The 17,830-nt window shown below is 69.0% G+C and carries 19 protein-coding genes; 8 read left to right on the top strand and 11 right to left on the bottom strand.

Annotated elements, in window-relative coordinates; all coding sequences use genetic code 11:
* The first annotated feature begins 14 nt into the window (after window positions 1-14).
* The gene (locus NI2_RS17150; protein WP_067492049.1) at window positions 15-215 is read left to right on the top strand and encodes a hypothetical protein; all 201 of its coding nucleotides are present in this window, start codon (window positions 15-17) and stop codon (window positions 213-215) included.
* A gap of 8 nt (window positions 216-223) precedes the next feature.
* Here NI2_RS17150 and mftD read toward each other — a convergent pair whose 3' ends face one another.
* Both mftD and mftE read right to left on the bottom strand, forming a co-directional pair.
* Entirely contained in the window at window positions 224-1,438 is a 1,215-nt protein-coding gene (gene mftD, locus NI2_RS17145; protein ID WP_067492048.1) for a pre-mycofactocin synthase MftD, read from the bottom strand.
* The gene (gene mftE / locus NI2_RS17140; protein WP_067492047.1) at window positions 1,435-2,133 is read right to left on the bottom strand and encodes a mycofactocin biosynthesis peptidyl-dipeptidase MftE; all 699 of its coding nucleotides are present in this window, start codon (window positions 2,131-2,133) and stop codon (window positions 1,435-1,437) included. Before mftE ends, mftD begins: the two co-directional genes overlap by 4 nt.
* A 76-nt stretch (window positions 2,134-2,209) precedes the next feature.
* Between mftE and mftR the strand changes: the two genes are divergently transcribed.
* From mftR to NI2_RS34465, 7 genes are all read left to right on the top strand, one after another.
* Complete coding sequence (gene mftR, locus NI2_RS17135) at window positions 2,210-2,800, top strand: mycofactocin system transcriptional regulator MftR (RefSeq protein WP_067492045.1); 591 nt, start codon at window positions 2,210-2,212, stop codon at window positions 2,798-2,800.
* A gap of 107 nt (window positions 2,801-2,907) precedes the next feature.
* Window positions 2,908-3,816: an STAS domain-containing protein gene (locus NI2_RS17130; protein ID WP_067492043.1), complete on the top strand. Its 909-nt coding sequence runs from the start codon at window positions 2,908-2,910 to the stop codon at window positions 3,814-3,816.
* Window positions 3,817-3,825: 9 nt separating this feature from the next.
* Window positions 3,826-4,209, top strand: coding sequence for an STAS domain-containing protein (locus tag NI2_RS17125; RefSeq protein ID WP_067492042.1), 384 nt, complete (start codon window positions 3,826-3,828; stop codon window positions 4,207-4,209).
* Window positions 4,187-4,612 carry an ATP-binding protein gene (locus NI2_RS17120; protein ID WP_067492040.1) on the top strand — a complete coding sequence of 142 codons (426 nt, stop codon included), beginning with the start codon at window positions 4,187-4,189 and terminating at the stop codon, window positions 4,610-4,612. Before NI2_RS17125 ends, NI2_RS17120 begins: the two co-directional genes overlap by 23 nt.
* Entirely contained in the window at window positions 4,605-5,228 is a 624-nt protein-coding gene (locus NI2_RS17115; protein WP_067492038.1) for a SpoIIE family protein phosphatase, read from the top strand. The genes NI2_RS17120 and NI2_RS17115 overlap by 8 nt, the downstream gene beginning before the upstream one ends.
* Before the next feature lie 10 nt (window positions 5,229-5,238).
* Window positions 5,239-7,593, top strand: coding sequence for a SpoIIE family protein phosphatase (locus NI2_RS17110; RefSeq protein ID WP_067492037.1), 2,355 nt, complete (start codon window positions 5,239-5,241; stop codon window positions 7,591-7,593).
* 174 nt (window positions 7,594-7,767) lie between these two features.
* Complete coding sequence (locus tag NI2_RS34465; RefSeq protein WP_166655707.1) at window positions 7,768-7,920, top strand: hypothetical protein; 153 nt, start codon at window positions 7,768-7,770, stop codon at window positions 7,918-7,920.
* 47 nt (window positions 7,921-7,967) lie between these two features.
* Here NI2_RS34465 and NI2_RS17105 read toward each other — a convergent pair whose 3' ends face one another.
* The 9 genes from NI2_RS17105 to NI2_RS17065 form a co-directional block, all read right to left on the bottom strand.
* Window positions 7,968-9,449, bottom strand: coding sequence for a flavin-containing monooxygenase (locus NI2_RS17105; protein WP_067492035.1), 1,482 nt, complete (start codon window positions 9,447-9,449; stop codon window positions 7,968-7,970).
* Window positions 9,446-10,618 (bottom strand): hydroxymethylglutaryl-CoA synthase, encoded by a 1,173-nt coding sequence (locus tag NI2_RS17100; RefSeq protein WP_067492033.1) that lies wholly within the window; start codon window positions 10,616-10,618, stop codon window positions 9,446-9,448. The genes NI2_RS17105 and NI2_RS17100 overlap by 4 nt, the downstream gene beginning before the upstream one ends.
* Window positions 10,615-11,673 carry a hydroxymethylglutaryl-coenzyme A reductase family protein gene (locus NI2_RS17095; RefSeq protein ID WP_208115300.1) on the bottom strand — a complete coding sequence of 353 codons (1,059 nt, stop codon included), beginning with the start codon at window positions 11,671-11,673 and terminating at the stop codon, window positions 10,615-10,617. The genes NI2_RS17100 and NI2_RS17095 overlap by 4 nt, the downstream gene beginning before the upstream one ends.
* Complete coding sequence (gene fni / locus NI2_RS17090) at window positions 11,666-12,763, bottom strand: type 2 isopentenyl-diphosphate Delta-isomerase (RefSeq protein WP_067492031.1); 1,098 nt, start codon at window positions 12,761-12,763, stop codon at window positions 11,666-11,668. The genes NI2_RS17095 and fni overlap by 8 nt, the downstream gene beginning before the upstream one ends.
* Window positions 12,760-13,917 carry a phosphomevalonate kinase gene (locus tag NI2_RS17085; protein ID WP_067492030.1) on the bottom strand — a complete coding sequence of 386 codons (1,158 nt, stop codon included), beginning with the start codon at window positions 13,915-13,917 and terminating at the stop codon, window positions 12,760-12,762. The genes fni and NI2_RS17085 overlap by 4 nt, the downstream gene beginning before the upstream one ends.
* Window positions 13,914-14,939, bottom strand: a complete 1,026-nt coding sequence (mvaD, locus tag NI2_RS17080) for a diphosphomevalonate decarboxylase (RefSeq protein WP_067492028.1) — start codon at window positions 14,937-14,939, stop codon at window positions 13,914-13,916. The genes NI2_RS17085 and mvaD overlap by 4 nt, the downstream gene beginning before the upstream one ends.
* Window positions 14,936-15,943 (bottom strand): mevalonate kinase, encoded by a 1,008-nt coding sequence (gene mvk / locus NI2_RS17075; protein ID WP_243749670.1) that lies wholly within the window; start codon window positions 15,941-15,943, stop codon window positions 14,936-14,938. The genes mvaD and mvk overlap by 4 nt, the downstream gene beginning before the upstream one ends.
* 81 nt (window positions 15,944-16,024) lie before the next feature.
* A complete protein-coding gene (locus NI2_RS17070) occupies window positions 16,025-16,822 on the bottom strand; it encodes a methyltransferase family protein (protein ID WP_067492024.1) in 798 nt (265 codons plus the stop codon).
* Entirely contained in the window at window positions 16,813-17,808 is a 996-nt protein-coding gene (locus NI2_RS17065; protein WP_067492022.1) for a fatty acid desaturase, read from the bottom strand. The genes NI2_RS17070 and NI2_RS17065 overlap by 10 nt, the downstream gene beginning before the upstream one ends.
* Window positions 17,809-17,830 lie beyond the last annotated feature (22 nt).

The following is a 17,830-nucleotide window of genomic DNA, read 5'->3' as shown; positions in this document are numbered from 1 at the left end:
CGTCGGCCACCCGTTTGTTCGTCGCCGTCTCCACGCAGACCCCCGCCGAGGCCGGGCGGGCGGCGGTGCCGGCGGTGGGCCGCGCCGACGAGGTGATGGCAGGCACGGAGATGGTGGCGCGCGGGGTGGTCATCGCCGGGCGGGTCGACCGACAGGTCGACGCTCGACCACAGCGACCGGTCCCCGCCCGGACAACACATCCGGCCCTCGGGTGAAATACCGCTTACCGCAATACTTTCTCGGCGGTGTTCGCGGTGCGGGCCGTGTCGGGGATGCCGAGGGCGCGTTCGAAACCGTCCGGGACCACGATGTCGTCGCGGGTCAGGTCGGTGACCGAGGTCTTGCGCAGGCCGAGCAGGGCGGAGTCGATGCCGCCGCGCAGGATGTCGAGGACGTTCTCCACACCGGCCTGGCCGTTGGCGGCCAGACCCCACAGGTAGGCGCGGCCGATGAGGACCGCGCGGGCACCGAGGGCGACGGCCTTGACGACATCGCTACCGCGCCGGATACCACCGTCGAGCAGGACCTCGATCTGGTCGCCCACGGCGTCGGCCAGCACCGGCAGGGCCCGGATGGCGGCGGGGGTGCCGTCGAGGTTGTTGCCGCCGTGGTTGGACACCGAGATGCCCGCGACGCCGGCGTCGACCGCGCGCAGCGCGTCGTCTACTCGCATCACGCCCTTGAGCAGCACCGGGCCGTCCCACTGCGCACAGATCCAGGCCACGTCGTCCCAGTCGGGGGCTGGTGTCTGCATCCATTCGCCGTAGGCGCCGAAGAAGCCGGGCGCGGCGCCGCCGCCGACCGACATGTTGGGTGCGGTGAGGTCGGGGATGGAACCCGAGCGCAGGTAGGTGGCCAGCCAGCGCGGGCGGGCGAGGGTCTGCGGTGCGAATTTCATCATGGTGCGCAGGTTCAGCGATTCGGGGATCTGCGGGCTGCCCCAGTCGCGACCGTGCGAGAAGGACCAATCGAGGGTGAGGATCAGCCCGACCGCACCGGCGGTCTTCGCGCGTTCCATCCGTTCCAGGATCTGGTCCTTGCTGCCGCACCAGTACAGCTGGAAGAAGGTGGCGGGGTTGGCCGCGATCACCTCTTCGACCGGCTTGCTCGCGAACGAACTCAGGCCCATGGCGATGCCGCGTGCGGCCGCGGCCCGTGCCACGGCGACCTCACCGTCGGGGTGCACCGCCTGCACGCCGGTCGGCGAGATCAGCACCGGCATCGACACCTGTTGCCCCAGGACGGTTGTCGACTGGTCGCGGTCCCCGATGGGGCCCGCGCAGTGCGGTGCGAAACCGAGTTCGGTGAACGCGGTCTGGTTGTCCTCGATGGTCTGGCCCCGTTCGGAACCGGCGATCAGCGCGCCGTACACCGACTTCGGCAGCCGCTTGCGGGCGCGACGCTGCGCCTCGGCGACGGTCTCGAACCAGGGGTTCATCGACGTGGTCCTTCCTCGTTGTCACCCGGCCACCAGCGGCCCAGGTCGTGCAGGAGCGCGGCGGTCGCCGCACTCAGCAGTTCGGTGCCCGCGGCGGCATTCGCCCCGGTCGGGTCGCCGAGAATTCCGTTGTGGCTCACCGCGGCCACCCCGCCCGTGCGCAGCAGCGGCAGCACCTCGGCGAGCGGGCGGGTGTCGCCCGGTTCGGCCAGCTCGGTGCGCACCCGGTCGGGCGCGATGGCGAGCTGGAGGGAGGTTTCGGTGTGGCCCGCGTGCGCGTCGCCGCCGTAGCCGGGGCAGAACAGGCGCACGTCGCGCGATTCCGAGCGCAGTAGGGTGACGGCCCGACGCAGCGCCTCGACATTGCCGCCGTGGGCATTGACCAGCACGATCCGCTCGAAAGTCGCGGTGGCCGAACGACACAGCTCCACTACGAGCAGCTCCAGCGCGGCCTGCCCGATCGACAGCGTGCCGGCGAATCCGGCGTGCTCGCCGCTGGCGCCGTAGGGCACGGCGGGCGCGACGAGCACGTCGTCGCGAGCGGCGGCGGCCCGCGCGCACAGCGCCGAGGCGATGTCGAGATCGGTGGACAGCGGCAGGTGCGGTCCGTGCTGCTCGATGGCGCCCAGCGGAACCAGCAGGATCGACGCGCGACAGGCGTCGACCTCCGGCGATGTGAGCTGGGCCACGAACATGACCGAACATTAACGTCAGTCACTGACATAATCAAGACCCGGCTCCAGCGGGCGGCCCACTCCCTACGCTGTATCCATGTCAGCCCCGACCCAGCGCGGCCGCCCACCGCGCACCACGCGCCGCGCCCTGGAACTCATCGCGATGCGCCTGTTCACCGAGCACGGCTTCGAGGAGGTGACCGTCGGGCAGATCGCGGCCGAGGCGGGCGTCAGCGAACGCACCTTCTTCCGCTACTTCCCGAGCAAGGGCGAGGTGCTGTGGCACCAGTTCGACGACGAGGTGGCCGACCTGCGCGCGGCCTTCGCCGCCGTTACCGACGACGAGCCGATGATGACCGCGGTGCGGCGGATCGTGTTGGCGGCCAACAGGTATCGCGCCGAAGACATTCCCGAACTGCGCACCAGGATGCGCCTGATCTCGGGAATTCCCGCGCTGTCGGCGGGCGCGGGTGCGCACTACGACGCCTGGGAGCGCGCGGTCGGCGAATTCGCCGCGCGCAGGCTCGGCACCAGCGCCGACGACCTGATCCCCCTGGCGGTCGGCCGCGCCACCCTGGCCGCCGCCCGCGCGGCCTTCGACGCCTGGCTCGAACGCGGTGACGCCGATCTCACCGTGTACCTGGATCGGGCCCTGGCGGCGCTGGCCCGCGGCTTCACCCCCGGATAGCCGGTTACCGGCAGGTTTGGACAGCACCATGGATGGGGTATGAGTAGGCTTCGGTCAACGTGTGCGGTGCGCACCTGGTGAAAACGTCGAAAGGGGCAGGAGCTTCCATGTCCGAGGTGTCAACGAGTCTTTCCGCGGATGCGCCACCGGCGCGCCCGGTGGACAACAACCTGCTCCCCCAGTTGGTCGAGCACCTCCGGCAGAACCGCACCGGCCTGCGTGAGGAATGGGCACGGCGCATCACCGAGGCCGAACTGCTCACCGCGATGACCCCGGAGGAGATCTTCTCCGAGGCCACCTCCATGTACGACAACTACGTCGAGGTGCTGGTCACCGGTAGCGTCGAGGCCCTGCAGGCCTACGCCCGCGACCTGTCCGAGCGCATCATTCCCCGCGGCGTCGAGACCGACGAGGTCCTCGGAATCGTGCTGCTGCTGCGCGACGTGCTCGCCCGCTCGCTGTTCTCCAAGTACCAGTCCAACTTCGAGATGCTCAACCAGGTGCTCGACGCCTACGAGCCCGCCGCCAACCGCATCGCCAACACCGTGGGCGTGTCGTTCGTGCAGGAGCGCGAGCGCGTCATCAGCCGCCAGCAGGAAGCCATCCGCGAGCTGTCGACCCCGGTGCTGCAGGTGCGCGAGCAGCTGCTCATCCTGCCCATCATCGGTGTGCTCGACTCCCAGCGCGCCCGTCAGCTCACCGAGCAGCTGCTGCGCGCCATCCGGGCCAATCGCGCCAAGGTGGTCGTCATCGACATCACCGGTGTGCCCGCCATCGACTCCGTGGTCGCCAACCACCTCGTACAGACCGTCGACGCCTCGGGCCTGATGGGCGCCAGCGTCATCATCACCGGTCTGTCCTCCGAGATCGCGCTCACCCTGGTGACCATCGGTCTCGACCTGTCCAAGATGAACGCGGTCGGCGACCTGCAGGGTGGTATCGAAGAGGCCGAGCGGCTGCTCGGGTACGAGGTCACCCGGGTCACCGAGCGGCTGAGCGAGCGGGACGGGCGCTAGCAGTCCGCCATGCCGGTACCCATCCTGAAACAGGGCACATTCCTGATCGCCTCGGTCCAGTCGGCGCTGACCGACGCCGACACCGAGCGGCTGCAGGACGATCTCATGACGCAGGTCAGCCGCTATCGCGCGACCGGCATCATCGTCGACGTCACGGCCATCGACGTGATGGATTCCTTCGCCGCCCGGTCGCTGCGCACCATCGCCCACATGACCCAGCTGCGCGGTGCGGAAACGGTGATCGTCGGTTTACAGCCCGAGGTCGCGTTCGCGATGGTGCAGCTCGGACTCACCTTCGAGGACATGCAGACGGCCCTCGACCTCGAAGAAGGTCTCGCCTGGCTGAACCGTCACCCGCGCAGCCGACGAGATGGTCGTGACAGTGGCCGCTGAGCAGGTCGCGATCGCAGTAAAGGTGTCCGAGGACATCGTGACCGCACGCCAGGCCGGGCACGAGCTGGCGGCTCACCTCGGCTTCACCCTCACCGACCGCACCATGATCTCCACCGCCATCTCCGAAATCGCCCGCAACATCACCAGTTACGCGGGCAGTGGCGAGATCCGACTGCTCGTCGACATCCGCGACGGCCGCCAGAGCCTCGTGGTCCAAGCCGAGGACCAGGGTCCCGGCATCCGTGACATTCCGCGCGCGCTCGAGGACGGGTACTCCACCGGTCGCGGCCTCGGCCTCGGCCTGCCGGGCGCTCGCAGGCTGATGGACGGCATCACCATCGATTCCGCCCCCGGCCGAGGGACGTTGATCGAAATGTGGAAGTGGGTACCCGACGGTGCATGAAGACGGGATCACCGGCCGCACGGAATGGTCGACGGCAGGCCGGGCACTACCCGGCCAGGACGTCTCCGGTGACCGTGGCGTCGTCCTCGACACCGGCGACGGCGGCGTGCTCTTCGGCGTGCTCGACGGTCTCGGCCACGGCGCCGCGGCGGCGGACGCGGCCGATCGCGCGACCCTCGTGCTGTCGGACAACCGCGGCGAACCACTGGATGTGCTGATGGTGCTGTGTCATCGGGCGATGGCCGAAACCCGCGGCGCCGCAATGTCTTTGGCGCTGATAGGGCCGGGCGACACCCTGCAATGGATCGGCGTGGGCAATGTGGAGTCGCGGCTGCTCACGCTCGGTCCGGCGGGCCCGGAGCTGCGGGCGACCATGCTGCTAACCGGCGGTATCGTCGGCTACCGGCTGCCCGCGCACCTCCAGCCGCAGACCCTGCCGATCAAACAGGGCGACCTGCTGCTGATGGCCACCGACGGTCTCGTCACCGCCGACGCCGACAAGATCGACCTGGCCAGGCCCGCGGCCGCCATCGCGGGCGACCTGCTCGCCCGCGACGCCAAGGACACCGACGACGCGCTGGTCCTGGCGGCCCGATTCCGGGGAGCAGGATCGTGAGAGGGTGCCGATGAGTGCTGTCCTGGCCGCGTTCCTCGACGACTATTCGGCTGCCCTGCGCCGCCATGTCGCCGCGCCGGGCCAGACAGGCCTGAGCGAGGGCTACGACCTCGGCAGGCGCGCCCTCGTCGAGGGCATCAGCCTGCTCGATCTCACCGAGCACCACTTCCGCACCGTCGCCGAACTCGCGGGCAGCGAGGCGTATTCGCGCGGGGCGGAGGTGGCGCTGGAATTCCTGCTGCAGACGATGGCCGCGCTCGACATCGCCACCCGCGGCTACCTCGACGGCACCAAGCGCTACGAGCAACAGCGTTCGCGCGCCGAGGATCTGGCGGGCCGCGACGCGTTCCGCACCGCGCTGGTCGAGTCGCTGCAGGACGGGTTCTTCGTCGCCGACGAGCACGGGACGATCGTCGAGGTGAACTCGGCGTTCGGGGTGCTCACCGGGTACGGGCCCGAGGAGGTGCCGTTCGCGCTGCCGCATCCGTGGGCACTGCACGATCGCAAGGGCTATCCCCAGATCGGTACCGAGGCCTCACGTTTCGTGATGCCGGTGCGGCATCGCGACGGCCGCGAACGCTGGCTGGCGGTGAGCGCGAGTTCGCTGGTGAAGCAGGAGAACAACGAGCGGATCTTCGTCGGCACGGTGCGCGACGTCACCGCCGAGCACGACGCGCAGGCCCGCGACCAGGCGGCCTCGCGACTGGCGACCGCGGTCGGCGCGGCCACCAGCATGGTGGAGGTCCTCGCCGTCGGGCTCGACGAATTGCGGCGGACGATGGGCGCGCGCACGGCACTCGTGGCGGTGTGGCCGAGCCGCACCGGTCGACCCGACCTCTACTCCTGCGGCGAGTCCCCCACCGCGGCGCAGGCCCCGACGGAACCCGAATTCGTCTCCGCCAACGCCAGATTCGTCGCGACGCCGGTGCAGCAGCCGAGTTCGCGCGGTGAGGCTCCGGTGGTGCTCGACGAGCAGACCAACGAACTGCTCGACCGGGCGCGCAGGCAGTCCGCGCGCGGCCTGTCGGCCATCACCGGCGACGAGGGCGGCGTGGACGCCGTCGTGGCGCCGCTCGGTGAGACCGGCGACGCGGCGCTGTGGGTGCGCTTCGGCGCCCCACGCGCGGTGAGTGCCGCCGATTGGGCGCTGTATTCGCTGCTGGTCGGCCATCTCAGCGTCGCGTTGCAGCGTGCGCGCAACTTCGACCAGGCCCGTGCCACCTCGCTCACCCTGCAGCGTGCCATGCTCGGCCCGATCGAACTGCCGCCGCGATTCTCGGTGCACTACGAACCCGCCCTGCCGCCGCTCGAGATCGGTGGCGACTGGTACGACGTGGTCCCGCTGCGCGACGGCACCATCGGTGTGGTCGTCGGCGACTGCGTCGGCCGAGGCCTGTCCGCGGCGGTGGTGATGGGCCAATTGCGCACTGCCGCACGGGCGCTGCTGCTGCGCGGCGCCGGACCCGCCCAGCTGCTCGCCGAACTCGACGCGGTCGCCGCGCGGATTCCCGGCGCCATGTGCACCACCGTGTGCGCCGCCGTGCTCGACCCCGAGCGCGGCGTGGTTCGCTACTCCAACGCTGGCCACATGCCGCCGATCCTGGCGGCTCCCGGTGGGCCGGGCCGGATCCTGGAAGGCGGGCGGGCGGTGCCACTGGCCACCTTCGACACTCCGCGCCGCCCCGAGGCGACCACCGCGCTGCCCGCGGGCTCCTCCCTGGTGCTGTTCACCGACGGGCTGGTGGAACAGCGCGGCTACGACATCGAGGAGGGGTTCGTGAAGATCGCGGACGTCCTCAGCGAAACCGGCGGCGCGCTCCCCCGCGATGTGGCCGACGCCGTGCTGTCGCGGCTGTGCCCGCCCGCGGGCTACGACGACGACGTGGCGATGGTCGTCTACCGCCAGCCGCCGGAACCGCTGCACGTCGACATTCCCGCCGCCGCAGTGGAATTGACCGGCCTGCGCCGCACCCTCTACCGCTGGTTCGCCACGGCCGCCGTGCCGCACGACCTGGCGGCCGACCTCGTCGCCGCCGCCAACGAGGCCTGCAGCAACAGCGTCGAACACGCCTACCGCGACACCGCACCCGGCCGGGTCGTCCTCACCGCCACCTGCGAGGGTGACCGGGTGGTCATCAAGGTCACCGACACCGGCCGCTGGGTGCCCACCCCCACCGACCCCGGCTATCGCGGCCGGGGTGTGGAGATGATGCGGGTACTCACCGAGGATCTCGAATTCACCCACGACGAAAAGGGCACCCGGGTACGCATGTGGGTGACGCTGCCGTCGATCACCTTCCCGACCGCGAATCCACTGCGCGCCTCGACGCGCCCGCCGGGAATGTCGTCGCTGAGCTCGTCCTGACAACTGCCGGAAAATGCGGCGGCGGGCCGGAAAAAATCCGCGCTGACACGTCTACCCGTTGCTTGTCGGAGTCAAACTCCATTGCTACGGTGATAGCGCACTCCCACACCGAGCCAGGTGTGCATCCGGATATCCAGCGATCATCTCGCTGATTCGTTGAGCTGCACAACCCCGATGACACCGACGCTGTCGGCGCATTCGGGTGCTCTTTTCGCGGATGATCCCCCATATCGAAGGAGAAAATCAATGTTTTCTGCTGCACTCGGAGGCCTGCTCGACGTTGCCCTGACGCTGCTCGATTCGATGTCCGGCACCATCGGGCTCTGAGCCGACGTCGATCCCGGAGCCGCACAGCAGCTCCGGGATCGACGGGTTCAGTTGGCGGTCGTCTGATACGCCTCGAGATCGAAAGAGCGCATCTGCCTGCGGTAACGGAAACTGAAGTCCGGCCACAGCACTGCGTTGTTGCCCATGCTGTCGAGGAACCAGCTGCGGCACCCACCGGTGGCCCACACCGTTTTCGCCATCTTGCGCTGGATTCCCCGGTTGTATTCTTCCTCGGCGTCCTTGCGGACTTCGACGGTGCGCAGGCCTCGCTGCTCCATGGTTTCCAGTGCCGAGATCAGGTACCGGAACTGGGATTCCATGATGTAGATCAGCGAGGTGTAATTCAAGCCGGAATTGGCACCGAGCATGAAGAACAGGTTGGGAAAGTTCGCGACCGTTGTGCCCTTGTAGTTGCGATACCCTTCCGCCTCACCGATTTCCGACAGGGTGCGCCCGTCGCGGCCGACGTACAGGTTGTAGGTCGGGGAATCCGATACCTGGAATCCCGTGCACAACACAATCGCATCGACTTCGCGTTCGGTGCCGTCTTCGGTGACGATCGAATTCGCCCGGACCTCCGCGATCGAATCCGTCACCAGATCCACATTGTCGCGGTCGAGCGCCGGATAGAAACGGTTGGACACCAGCATCCGTTTACAGCCGAGACGATGCGCCGGCACCACCTTCCGGCGCACCTGCGGATCACGGATCTCGAGGAACATCTTGACCCGGCCGACCAACTCCAGCAGCACCGCCGCACGCGGGTACTTGGCCTGGAAGACGACGAAGATCTCGCGCAGCAGGTAGATCAAGGCCCGGACCAGCCGCTGGAAGCCGGGAATCCGCCGGAACGCGAACCGCTCGACCGCCGTATAGCGACGGCCCAGATGCGGCATCACCCAGGTGGCGGTGCGCTGATACACATCGAGGCTCGCCACCTCCGGCGCGATCGACGGAATGATCTGCACCGCGGACGATCCCGTGCCGATCACCGCCACCCGCTTACCGGCGAGAGTCGACTCGTGATTCCACCGCGCCGAATGGAAGATCTCTCCCTCGAAGCTCGACATCCCCTTGATATCGGGAAGATTCGGCTCCGCGAGCACACCGGCCGCCGACACGACCACATCGGCGGTGAACTGCCCACGGCTGGTATGGATCTCCCATCGGCCATCGGTGTCGTTCCAGCGCGCCGCCGTCATCTCGCAATCGAAGATGTGTTTGTCACGCACCCCGAAACGCTCCGACACGTCCCGGATGTAGCGTTCGATCTCGGCCTGCGGGGAGAACGACCTCGTCCAATTCGGGTTCAGCGCGAACGAATACGAATACAGCTGCGAGGGGACGTCGCACCCGGCACCCGGGTAGGTGTTCACCCGCCACGTGCCACCGACATCGGGTCCACGTTCGAGCACGAGGAAATCGGTGTGCCCCTGCTGACTCAACCGGACCGCCGCGCCGACGCCCGACAGCCCGCTTCCGACGATGATGATCCTGACGTGCCGTATTTCCGGATCGGCCACGGTCACCGAGCTTCGTAGATGCGTTTGTGGCCCGACATCGCGGCCAGCCGGAACGGGCGCCGGGTTTCCTCGGCCATGGCGTGGTAGGCGCCGTCGGTGGGCAGCACCGCTTCGTGCAGGGCACGGTAGTGGTCGTAGTCGAGCATCTCGCGCGAGCTGATCGCGGCCTGGTTGGCCTCGGTGCGCAGGTGCGCGCGGTAGCCGGGTTGTACTGTGCCGCTGAAGAACTCGGCCACACTGCCGGAGCCGTAGCTGATCATGGCCAGGGCCTTGCCGGTGAGGTCGTCCGCGTGGTCGAGCAGCGAGGCCAGGCCGAGGTACAGCGACGCGGTGTAGCTGTTGCCGACGGTGCGGTTGTAGGTGGTGGTGGCGCCGATGGCGGCCTCGAGATCGGCGGCCTCGGCGGTGTGGCCCTGGCTCTCGAGCAGGTGCCGGTGCGCCTTGTAGGCCATCTTGGTGAAGGGCTGGTGGTAGCAGAACGCGGCGAACTCGCCGAGCTCGCGACCGCCCTGGCGGCGGTAGTCGCTCCACGCCTCCTGTGCGGCCTTCTGGTAGGCGTTCACCGAGGTCTTGCCGTCGACGATGGCTTCGGAGCGGTAGTTCGGGCGCCAGAAGTCCATGATGTCGGCGCTGTAGAGCCCCGAGATCGGGTCGAGCGCGAGGATGGCCGGGTTCGCGGTGACCAGCATCGCGACCGCCGCGGCGCCCTGGGTCGGCTCGCCCGGGGTGTCGAGTTCGTACTTGGCGATGTCGGCGGCGATCACCAGCACCCGCTGCGAGGGGTCACGCGCGATCAGGCCCGCGGCGAACGCCAGCCCGGCGGTGCCGCCGTAGCAGGCCTGCTTCAGCTCGACCACCCGCGCCGCGTTGGGCAGCCCGATCAGCGAATGCAGGTACAGGGCAGCGGCTTTCGACTGGTCGACACCGGTCTCGGTGGCCAGCAGCACCGTGCGGATGTTGTCGGTGCCGTGCCGTTCCAGGATCGGCTGGGCGGCCGCGGCGGCGATGGTGACGATGTCCTCGTCGGCGGCGGCCACGCTCATGCGTTCCTGGCCGATGCCGAGGTAGAACTTGTCGCGATCCACCCCGAGTCGCTCGGCGAGGACGGCGTGATCGAGGGCGTAGTGGGTGGTGGCGAACGAAAGGTCGTGGATACCGACCGGCGTTGTGGTCATCGTTGTGTCCCGTTGCTCGTGGTTGACCGCTCGAATTGGGTATGGGCACGCATCAATTCACCGCGATTGGTCTGCGCGGCCATCAGCGACAGCTCACCGCACAGCACGGTGGCCGCACCGATCACGGCGAGGCGGCGCGCGTTCTCGCCGGGCTCGCGTTCGGCCCGGCAGCCGAGGCGCACCAGGTTGTCCTCGACGAAACTGGCGTGCTTGCCGTTACCGACCGTACCGACGATCAGGTTGGGCAGGGTGCACGAGAAATACAGATCACCGTCGCGGTCCTCGGCGTGGGTGACGCCCTGGGAGCCCTCGACGATATTGGCGGCGTCCTGACCGGTGGCCAGGTAGTAGGCCAGCAGCATGTTCGCGTAATGCGCGTTGGCGGAACGGATTCCGCCCGCGAGCAGGGTGCCGATCAGGTTCTTGCGGATATTGAGCTCGACGACCTTGGCGGCGGTGGTGTGCAGCCGCGCCTCGACCACCTCGCGCGGGATCAGCAGTTCGGTGACGACGTTCTTGCCGCGGCCGAGGATGCCGTTGACGGCGGTGGCCTTCTTGTCGGTGCAGTAGTTGCCCGAGATGGAGCCGTAGCGCACACCGGGCATGGTCGACAGGATGTGGTCCATCAGGTGGTCGCTGGCCAGGGTGGCCATGTTGTGGCCGGAGGCGTCGCCGGTGGTGAACTCGAACCGCAGGAACAGCAGGTTGCCGGCGATCTGGTGGTTCAGGTCGATGAGCCGGGCGAAGCGGCTGCTGCCCGAGACGACCTCCTGCAGCTCGGGCATACGGGCCTCGAGCTGCCGCACGGTGGTGTAGGCGGTGTAGGCGTCGTCGGCTTCGAGCAGGATCGACCGGGTCATCCGCTCGTCGATGAGGGTGGCGACGATGCCCTTCTCGGTGAGGGTGCTGATCCGCGCACCGCGCCCCACCGAGGGCCACAGCGGGGTCTCATAGGTGGCCAGCGGCACATCGACGGAGTCGTCGACGACATTGCCGGTGATCCGCAGCGGACCGACCCACTGCATCGGGACAGCCGCGTACGACATGTCATTCATGGATGACTCCTTCTCGGAGGTTCGATTCGCGCCACCAGGGACTCCGGTGGGCGAGACAGGCCACATCGATGCCGCGCAGCGCGCAGAAGCCGGCCAGGTCGCCGGTGACGAGCACATCGCGACCGGTGAGCTCGGCGGGCGTGGTCGCGCCGAGGACGGTCATGATGTTGCGCAGCTGATCGAGCCAGGTGGTGATCTTGGCGACGAGGGCCTCGGTGCCGTGGTCGACGAGCGTTTCCAGGAACGCTCCCGCCACACCGGTCGCCTTGGCGCCGAGCGCCAGGGCGCGGGCCATGTCCAGCGGCGAGCGGATGCCGCCGGAGGCGGAGATGTCGATGCCGGTGATGCCGGTGCAGTCGAGCAGGCACGCGGCCGTCGACTGACCCCACTGTTCGATGAAGGCGAAGTCGGCGCCCGCGCGCCGGTCGTTCTCGATGCGCGCGAAATTGGTTCCGCCGCGTCCGCCCACGTCGGCCACGGTCACCCCGGCCTCGCGCAGCCACGTGACGGTCTGCCTGCTGAGGCCGAACCCGACCTCCTTGACGATCACCGGCACCGGCACGCCCGCGACGATCTCCTCGATGCGGCGCGGCCACCCGGCGAAGGCGCGGTCGCCCTCGGGCATCACGACTTCCTGCACCGAGTTCACGTGGATCTGCAGCGCGTCGGCCTCGAGCAGGTCGATCGCGCTGCGCACCTGGTCGAGGGTGGCGTTGGCGTTCACATTGGCCAGGACGAACCCGTGCGGGTTCTCTTCGCGCAGCACCCGGAAGGTGCCCGCGACGGCGGGGTCACGGAAGTAGGCGCTCATCGACCCCGAGGCGATGGGGACTCCGGTCTCGCGGGCCGCGACGGCCAGCTGCCGGTTGATCTCGCCGGTGTTGGTGCTGCCACCGGTCATCGCGTTCACGTACAGCGGTGAGGTCCAATGCTTTCCGGCGAAATCGACGCCGAGCCGCACGTCGGCCGAGTCGATGCCGGCCAGGGCGTGGTGCACGAAGGCGACGGAGTCGAAATCGTTGCCACCGCTGTGGTTGCGGCGATGGTTCACCGCGTGGCGAACGTGGTCGTCCTTGCGGTCGGCGATCATGCGCGAACTCCTTCGGACGGGTGGATCCGCAAGGGCAGCTTGCGGATTCCGGCGGCTTCCCAGCCGTCGGTCAGTGCGGCGACAGCGTCGGCGCGGCCGTGCTCGAGCAGGGCGATACCGCAGTCGCCGCCACCGGCACCCGAGGGTTTCGCGGCGGCGCCGACCTCGGCCGCCACGTGACACAACGCGGCGAGGCGTTCGGTCATGACGCCGAGCCGCTCGGCGGCGTCGAGACCGAGGAGAAGCTCACGCGCGCAGTCGATTTCGGTGCGGATGGCGGCGGGGTCGTCGGCGTCGACAGCCGCGGCGAGGCGTTCGACGCAGGCATCGCTGCGCACCAGGAACTCCGCGCGGTCGAGGGGTGCGCCGAGGCCCGCGACCAAGGCGGGGGTGGAGGCGGGGGTGCCGGTCCAGCCGATGTGCAGGTCGAGCGTGGTCGGAGTGGGCAGCGGGCGCACCGACAGACCCGGCCACGGCAGGCGAAGTGCCGCGTCGACGCCGTGGACCTCGGCCGCCTCCGCCACCCGGGCGCGGTCCGGGGAGCTGTAGGCGAGCCAGCCGCCCCAGGTGCTGGCCGCGACATCACCGCCGGAAGCACGGGGATGAACCGTGACCGTGGCGAGCATGGCGAGGCGGTAGCGGTCCATCGAACTCAGGCCGAGCTCGTAGAACTCGCCGAGCGCGGTCACCGCCGCGACCGTCACCGCCGCGCTCGAACCCAGGCCGAACTTACGGCCGTCGGCGTCACCGAGATCGGCAGTGACATCCAAACGATAAGGGCGCGGGGTGATTCCGCGTTCGAGCACCAGTCGGTCGAGCACCGATGCGGCGGCGAACAGATAGGAGAAGGTGGCCGGAACCGACCCTGTCGTGGACACGAAGGAGCCGGAATGACCTGCGAGTGCGGCCGTCGCCGAGTTCGTGGTGGCCGGTTCCGCCGAGGCAGCCACACCAGCCTGGTCGGCTGTCACGCGGCGACACCGGAGGGAGCTGCCGCCCTCCAGATCCGAGGCCAGGACGGTGTCACCGTCGGTCGCCGTGACCGTTGCGGTTGCGTAGCGGTCGACGGCGACCAGCACGGCCCGGTGACCGGGTTCGACGACGGCGTACTCCCCCGCGACGAACAGTTTGCCCGGGGCGCGACAGGAAATCATGAGACCCCGACCTGCGCGGTGTCCGGGAGCAAGGCGGCGCCGGGACCGATGTGCGCGGTGCGGGTGGTGACGAAATCGCCGAGGCTCTCCACGGTCGCGGCCACTCGGGCGGCGTCGGCGCGGGTGCACAGCACCTTCACATTGGGGCCCGCGTCGATGGTCGCGTAGGCGAGCACACCGTCGGCGCGCAGGGCCTGCACGGCGTCGAGCACCGCGAGCGAGTGCGGCGAGAGGTAGCGGATGCCAGGGCGGGCCGTGAGCATGGTGGCGTGCATGCCGAGTGCGTTGCGCTCGGCGATCTCACCGATGGCGGCCAGGTCACCGCGGGCGACGGCGCGGCGCATCTCGTCGAAGTCCAGCATCGACGACTCGGCCCACGGCCGGTAGAACGGGGAGGTCTGGGTGGTGGCGCGCATGGCGTCACGGCTCGACACCGTTTTGGCGGTCTGGTTCACGACCGCGACCACCAGGGCGGGGTCGAGTTCGTCGCCGCCGATCGGCTCGGCATAGGAACTCAGATCGCCCGCCTCGCCGTCGCCCTCGCCCGCGTGCCACACCACGAAACCGCCGAAGATCGAGCGCGACGCCGACCCGGACCCCCGCCGGGCCAGCCGCGACAACGCACGCCCGTCCAGGTCCAGACCGTAAGCGGTGGCCGCGGCCGTGGCCAGCGCGGCGAAACCACTCGCCGAGGAGGCCAGCCCGGCCCCGGTCGGGCCGTCGTTGACGGTGACGACGGTGGCGCGTTCGGTACGACCGGCCTCGGCCCGCACGAGGTCGAGGAAACGTTCGATGCGGCTGTGCGCGGAACCGGTGGCGGCGGTGCCGTTGAACTCGATCTCGTCGGCCGGGCCGTCGGTGACGCGCACGGTGGTGGTGGTCGCGAAGATGTCGAGCGTCATCGACAGGCTGCTCGTGACGGGCAGGAACATCGTTTCGTCGCGCTTGCCCCAGTACTTCACGAGGGCGATGTTCGGGTAGGCGAGCGCGGTGGCCTCGCCGGTGGCGGAGGTCGAAGTCATTGGTGGGTACCGGGTTCCGAAGTCGTGGCGGACAGGGGCGTGGCGCCGGCGTGCATGGCGCGAGTCGGCACCGTCCAGGTTCGCACGGCACCCGCACGGCGCAGCGCGGCACTCACCCCGGGCGCCGAGGCGGGCTCGGTGAGGGCGAGCACACAGCCGCCGAGACCGGCGCCGGTGAGCTTGGCGCCGTGGGCGCCCGCACCGAGCGCGGCGGTGACGAGGGCGTCGATGTGCGGCGTGCTCACCCCCAGTTCGGCGAGCAGTTCCTGGAAATCGAGCATGGTCTTGCCGAGCGATTCGGCGGCACCGGCCGACAGCTCGTCGCCCGCGGCCTCGATCAGGCCCGAGGCGCGCTCGAGCAACGACCCGGCCCGCACCGGGTCCTCGGCGAGCCTGCGCCGCACGCCTGCCACCGCGTGCTGGGTGGAGCCGGGCACGCCGGTGTCGGCGATGACGAGCGCGGCGTCGAGCCCGATCGGCATCGGCTCGGCCCGGCCCTGGTGGAACCGGATCGGACCGTTCGCCAGGACGGCACTGGCGTCGATGCCGCTGGCCCGCCCGTGCGCGACCTGTTCGCCACATTGCACGAGGTCGTACAGTTCGCCGGGTTCGACGACGAGCCCGTGCAGATCCGCGACCGCGCGCACCGCGGCCCCCGCGCACGCGGCGCTGGAACCGAGCCCACGAGCCAGCGGAATCCCGCACTCCACAACGACTTCGACGGTAGTATCGGTGATTCCCCACCGCCGCAACGCTTCCTCGGCCGCGACCCGTGGACCGGACAGGGCGGTGTCGGTTCCCCCGACGGTGAAACGGAAGTGCCCGTCGGCCGGAACCTGCGACCCGGTGCCGGGTTCGGCCGGGCGCGCGAGGGCGCGCACCGGCAGGGCGGGCAGGGGGAACGCGATCGCGGGCGTGCCGTGCACGACCGTGTGTTCGCCCAGCAGGATCGCTTTGGCGTGGGCGCGCCCGATCCCTACGACCATGCCCGTTTTCGTGGTCACATCGATTCCTCTCCCAACTCGGGCAGGTTCACCGCCCGACATCCTTCCTACCGGAACGACGCCGGGCGGTCGGCCTCGCGCTTACCGAGTCGATCGGCCGAGAATACTGCGCACGGACGGGAAGAACGCGGGCACCTGTGCGGCATAGGCGCGATACGACGCACCGAAGCGGGCGATCAGGTCACGCTCCTCCAGGTAGGTACCGAGCAGGATGTACCCGGTCAGACCCAGCGCCCACACCAGGTGGCCGACCGTGAACTCCCTGGCGAACCAGAACGACACGAGCAGCCCGGTCATCAGCGGATGCCGCACCAGCCGGTACACACCGTTGACCTGCAACCGGTCGACGGTGGCGTCCGGCACCTGGATCACGTACTGCCGGTAGGCCTGGCTGATACCGAGTAGATGGAAATGGTTCAGCAGCAGAGTCGCCGCGTAGACCAGCACGAACCCGATCCAGAACCCGACATCGAGCGCGATACCCACCGCACCTTCAGCAGACCAGAGTACGTGTGGTATGGGCTGCCAGGCCAGCATGATGACCCACATCACCAGGCACACGCCGATGATGTAGACCGTCCGCTCGAGCGCTTCGGGCACCCAGCGGGTGATCAAGGCCTTGAACGCCGGCCGGGCCATGCCCGAGTGCTGCAGGGCGAACAAGGCCAGCAGCACCAGGTCGATCGCGACGGCGGGCACCGCGGACAGGTGCGGTCCCTTGTCGACGGTCTTGGGCAGGAACCAGCCGCCGGCGAACAACAGCATCAGCGGAACCGTGATGCCCGCGAAGGCGTACACGGCGAAAGAGAACAGGAACGGGACGAGCCGACCGGGCGTGCTCAGCACGCCCCGCGCCTGCTGGGGAGTCATCAGATCCATGCGAACCACGGCAGGTATCGGTTGCGGACGGTGCCCGACTCCAGGCGCTGCTCGAGACGCGCCTTCCACTTGGTGCCGTAGCGCTCGTTGAGGAAGCCACCGGGCACGACCAGGCGCCAGCCCGACTGCGCGACCATCCAGTACGGCACGATGACGCCGGGGTTGACATCACGCATGTAGTCGAGCTTGTCGGGGATCTGGCTCCAGTGGATACCGGGGTAGCGGTGATGCACGCTGTGGTAACCCTGGTTGAAGATGAGGAAGTTGAGGATGTTGCCCGCGTTGTTGAGCGAGGTGCTCGGTTCGTCCTCGAACCGGCGCGCCGGCGCGTGGCTCAGCCAGGCGAAGTAGCCCGCGTTGACCTGCGTGATGAGGAACGGCACCCAGTAGAACAGCACGAACCGTTCGGTGCCCGCCGCGTACCAGACCGCGGCCATGACCACGAAGTACACCGCCAGGTCGAAGATGAACTGGTGGCGGGTGCGGCGGCGGCGCGGGGCCGGGTTCGCGGCGAACACCGTGCGCACGGTGTGGATCTTGACGATGGTTCCGTAGCGGATCCAGTACCAGATGGCGCCGAGACCCTTCTCCATGCCGGTGGTGGCGGTGACGTCACCCGGACCGTCGTTGAACCGGTGATGGTTGAGGACGTGCACCTCGCGCATCTCGGCGGCGGTCAGGTTGCCCGGCAGGCAGCACAGGATGTCGACCACCCGGTTGGGCAGCTTCGACACGAACAGCGGGCGATGGGTGTGCATGTGCATCACGCCGATGGTGAGCGAGAGGTTGAGCAGCGACAGCACGATGATGAGCGGGATCGCGATGTACCAGTTGCCCGCGGCGGGGACGAACAGGGCGGCCGCGGTCATCCCCATCCACAGTGCGATGTGCACGAGCGGACCGACATTGGAGGCGTGCTCGAGTTTGAGGACCCGCCGGCTGAACGGCGGTTTCTCGGTAGGCGCGACGGGCGTTGGGGTGCTCATGGGCGAGCTCCTTCGCTAGTAG

This window comes from Nocardia ignorata NBRC 108230 (assembly GCF_001612905.1).
Taxonomy (GTDB): Bacteria; Actinomycetota; Actinomycetes; order Mycobacteriales; family Mycobacteriaceae; genus Nocardia; species Nocardia ignorata.
This window is presented reverse-complemented; position numbering and strand designations above follow the sequence as displayed.

Bases quoted from the DNA above. Each gene is read 5' to 3' on its own strand.
- NI2_RS17100 (WP_067492033.1), bottom strand. From the start codon at position 10,618: ATGACCACAACGCCGGTCGGTATCCACGACCTTTCGTTCGCCACCACC.
- mftR (WP_067492045.1), top strand. From the start codon at position 2,210: ATGTCAGCCCCGACCCAGCGCGGCCGCCCACCGCGCACCACGCGCCGC.
- NI2_RS17070 (WP_067492024.1), bottom strand. From the start codon at position 16,822: ATGGATCTGATGACTCCCCAGCAGGCGCGGGGCGTGCTGAGCACGCCC.
- mftE (WP_067492047.1), bottom strand. From the start codon at position 2,133: ATGTTCGTGGCCCAGCTCACATCGCCGGAGGTCGACGCCTGTCGCGCG.
- NI2_RS17065 (WP_067492022.1), bottom strand. From the start codon at position 17,808: ATGAGCACCCCAACGCCCGTCGCGCCTACCGAGAAACCGCCGTTCAGC.
- mftD (WP_067492048.1), bottom strand. From the start codon at position 1,438: ATGAACCCCTGGTTCGAGACCGTCGCCGAGGCGCAGCGTCGCGCCCGC.
- NI2_RS17125 (WP_067492042.1), top strand. From the start codon at position 3,826: ATGCCGGTACCCATCCTGAAACAGGGCACATTCCTGATCGCCTCGGTC.
- NI2_RS17085 (WP_067492030.1), bottom strand. From the start codon at position 13,917: ATGATTTCCTGTCGCGCCCCGGGCAAACTGTTCGTCGCGGGGGAGTAC.
- NI2_RS17120 (WP_067492040.1), top strand. From the start codon at position 4,187: ATGGTCGTGACAGTGGCCGCTGAGCAGGTCGCGATCGCAGTAAAGGTG.
- NI2_RS34465 (WP_166655707.1), top strand. From the start codon at position 7,768: ATGACACCGACGCTGTCGGCGCATTCGGGTGCTCTTTTCGCGGATGAT.
- fni (WP_067492031.1), bottom strand. From the start codon at position 12,763: ATGATCGCCGACCGCAAGGACGACCACGTTCGCCACGCGGTGAACCAT.
- mvaD (WP_067492028.1), bottom strand. From the start codon at position 14,939: ATGACTTCGACCTCCGCCACCGGCGAGGCCACCGCGCTCGCCTACCCG.
- NI2_RS17095 (WP_208115300.1), bottom strand. From the start codon at position 11,673: ATGAATGACATGTCGTACGCGGCTGTCCCGATGCAGTGGGTCGGTCCG.
- NI2_RS17130 (WP_067492043.1), top strand. From the start codon at position 2,908: ATGTCCGAGGTGTCAACGAGTCTTTCCGCGGATGCGCCACCGGCGCGC.
- NI2_RS17110 (WP_067492037.1), top strand. From the start codon at position 5,239: ATGAGTGCTGTCCTGGCCGCGTTCCTCGACGACTATTCGGCTGCCCTG.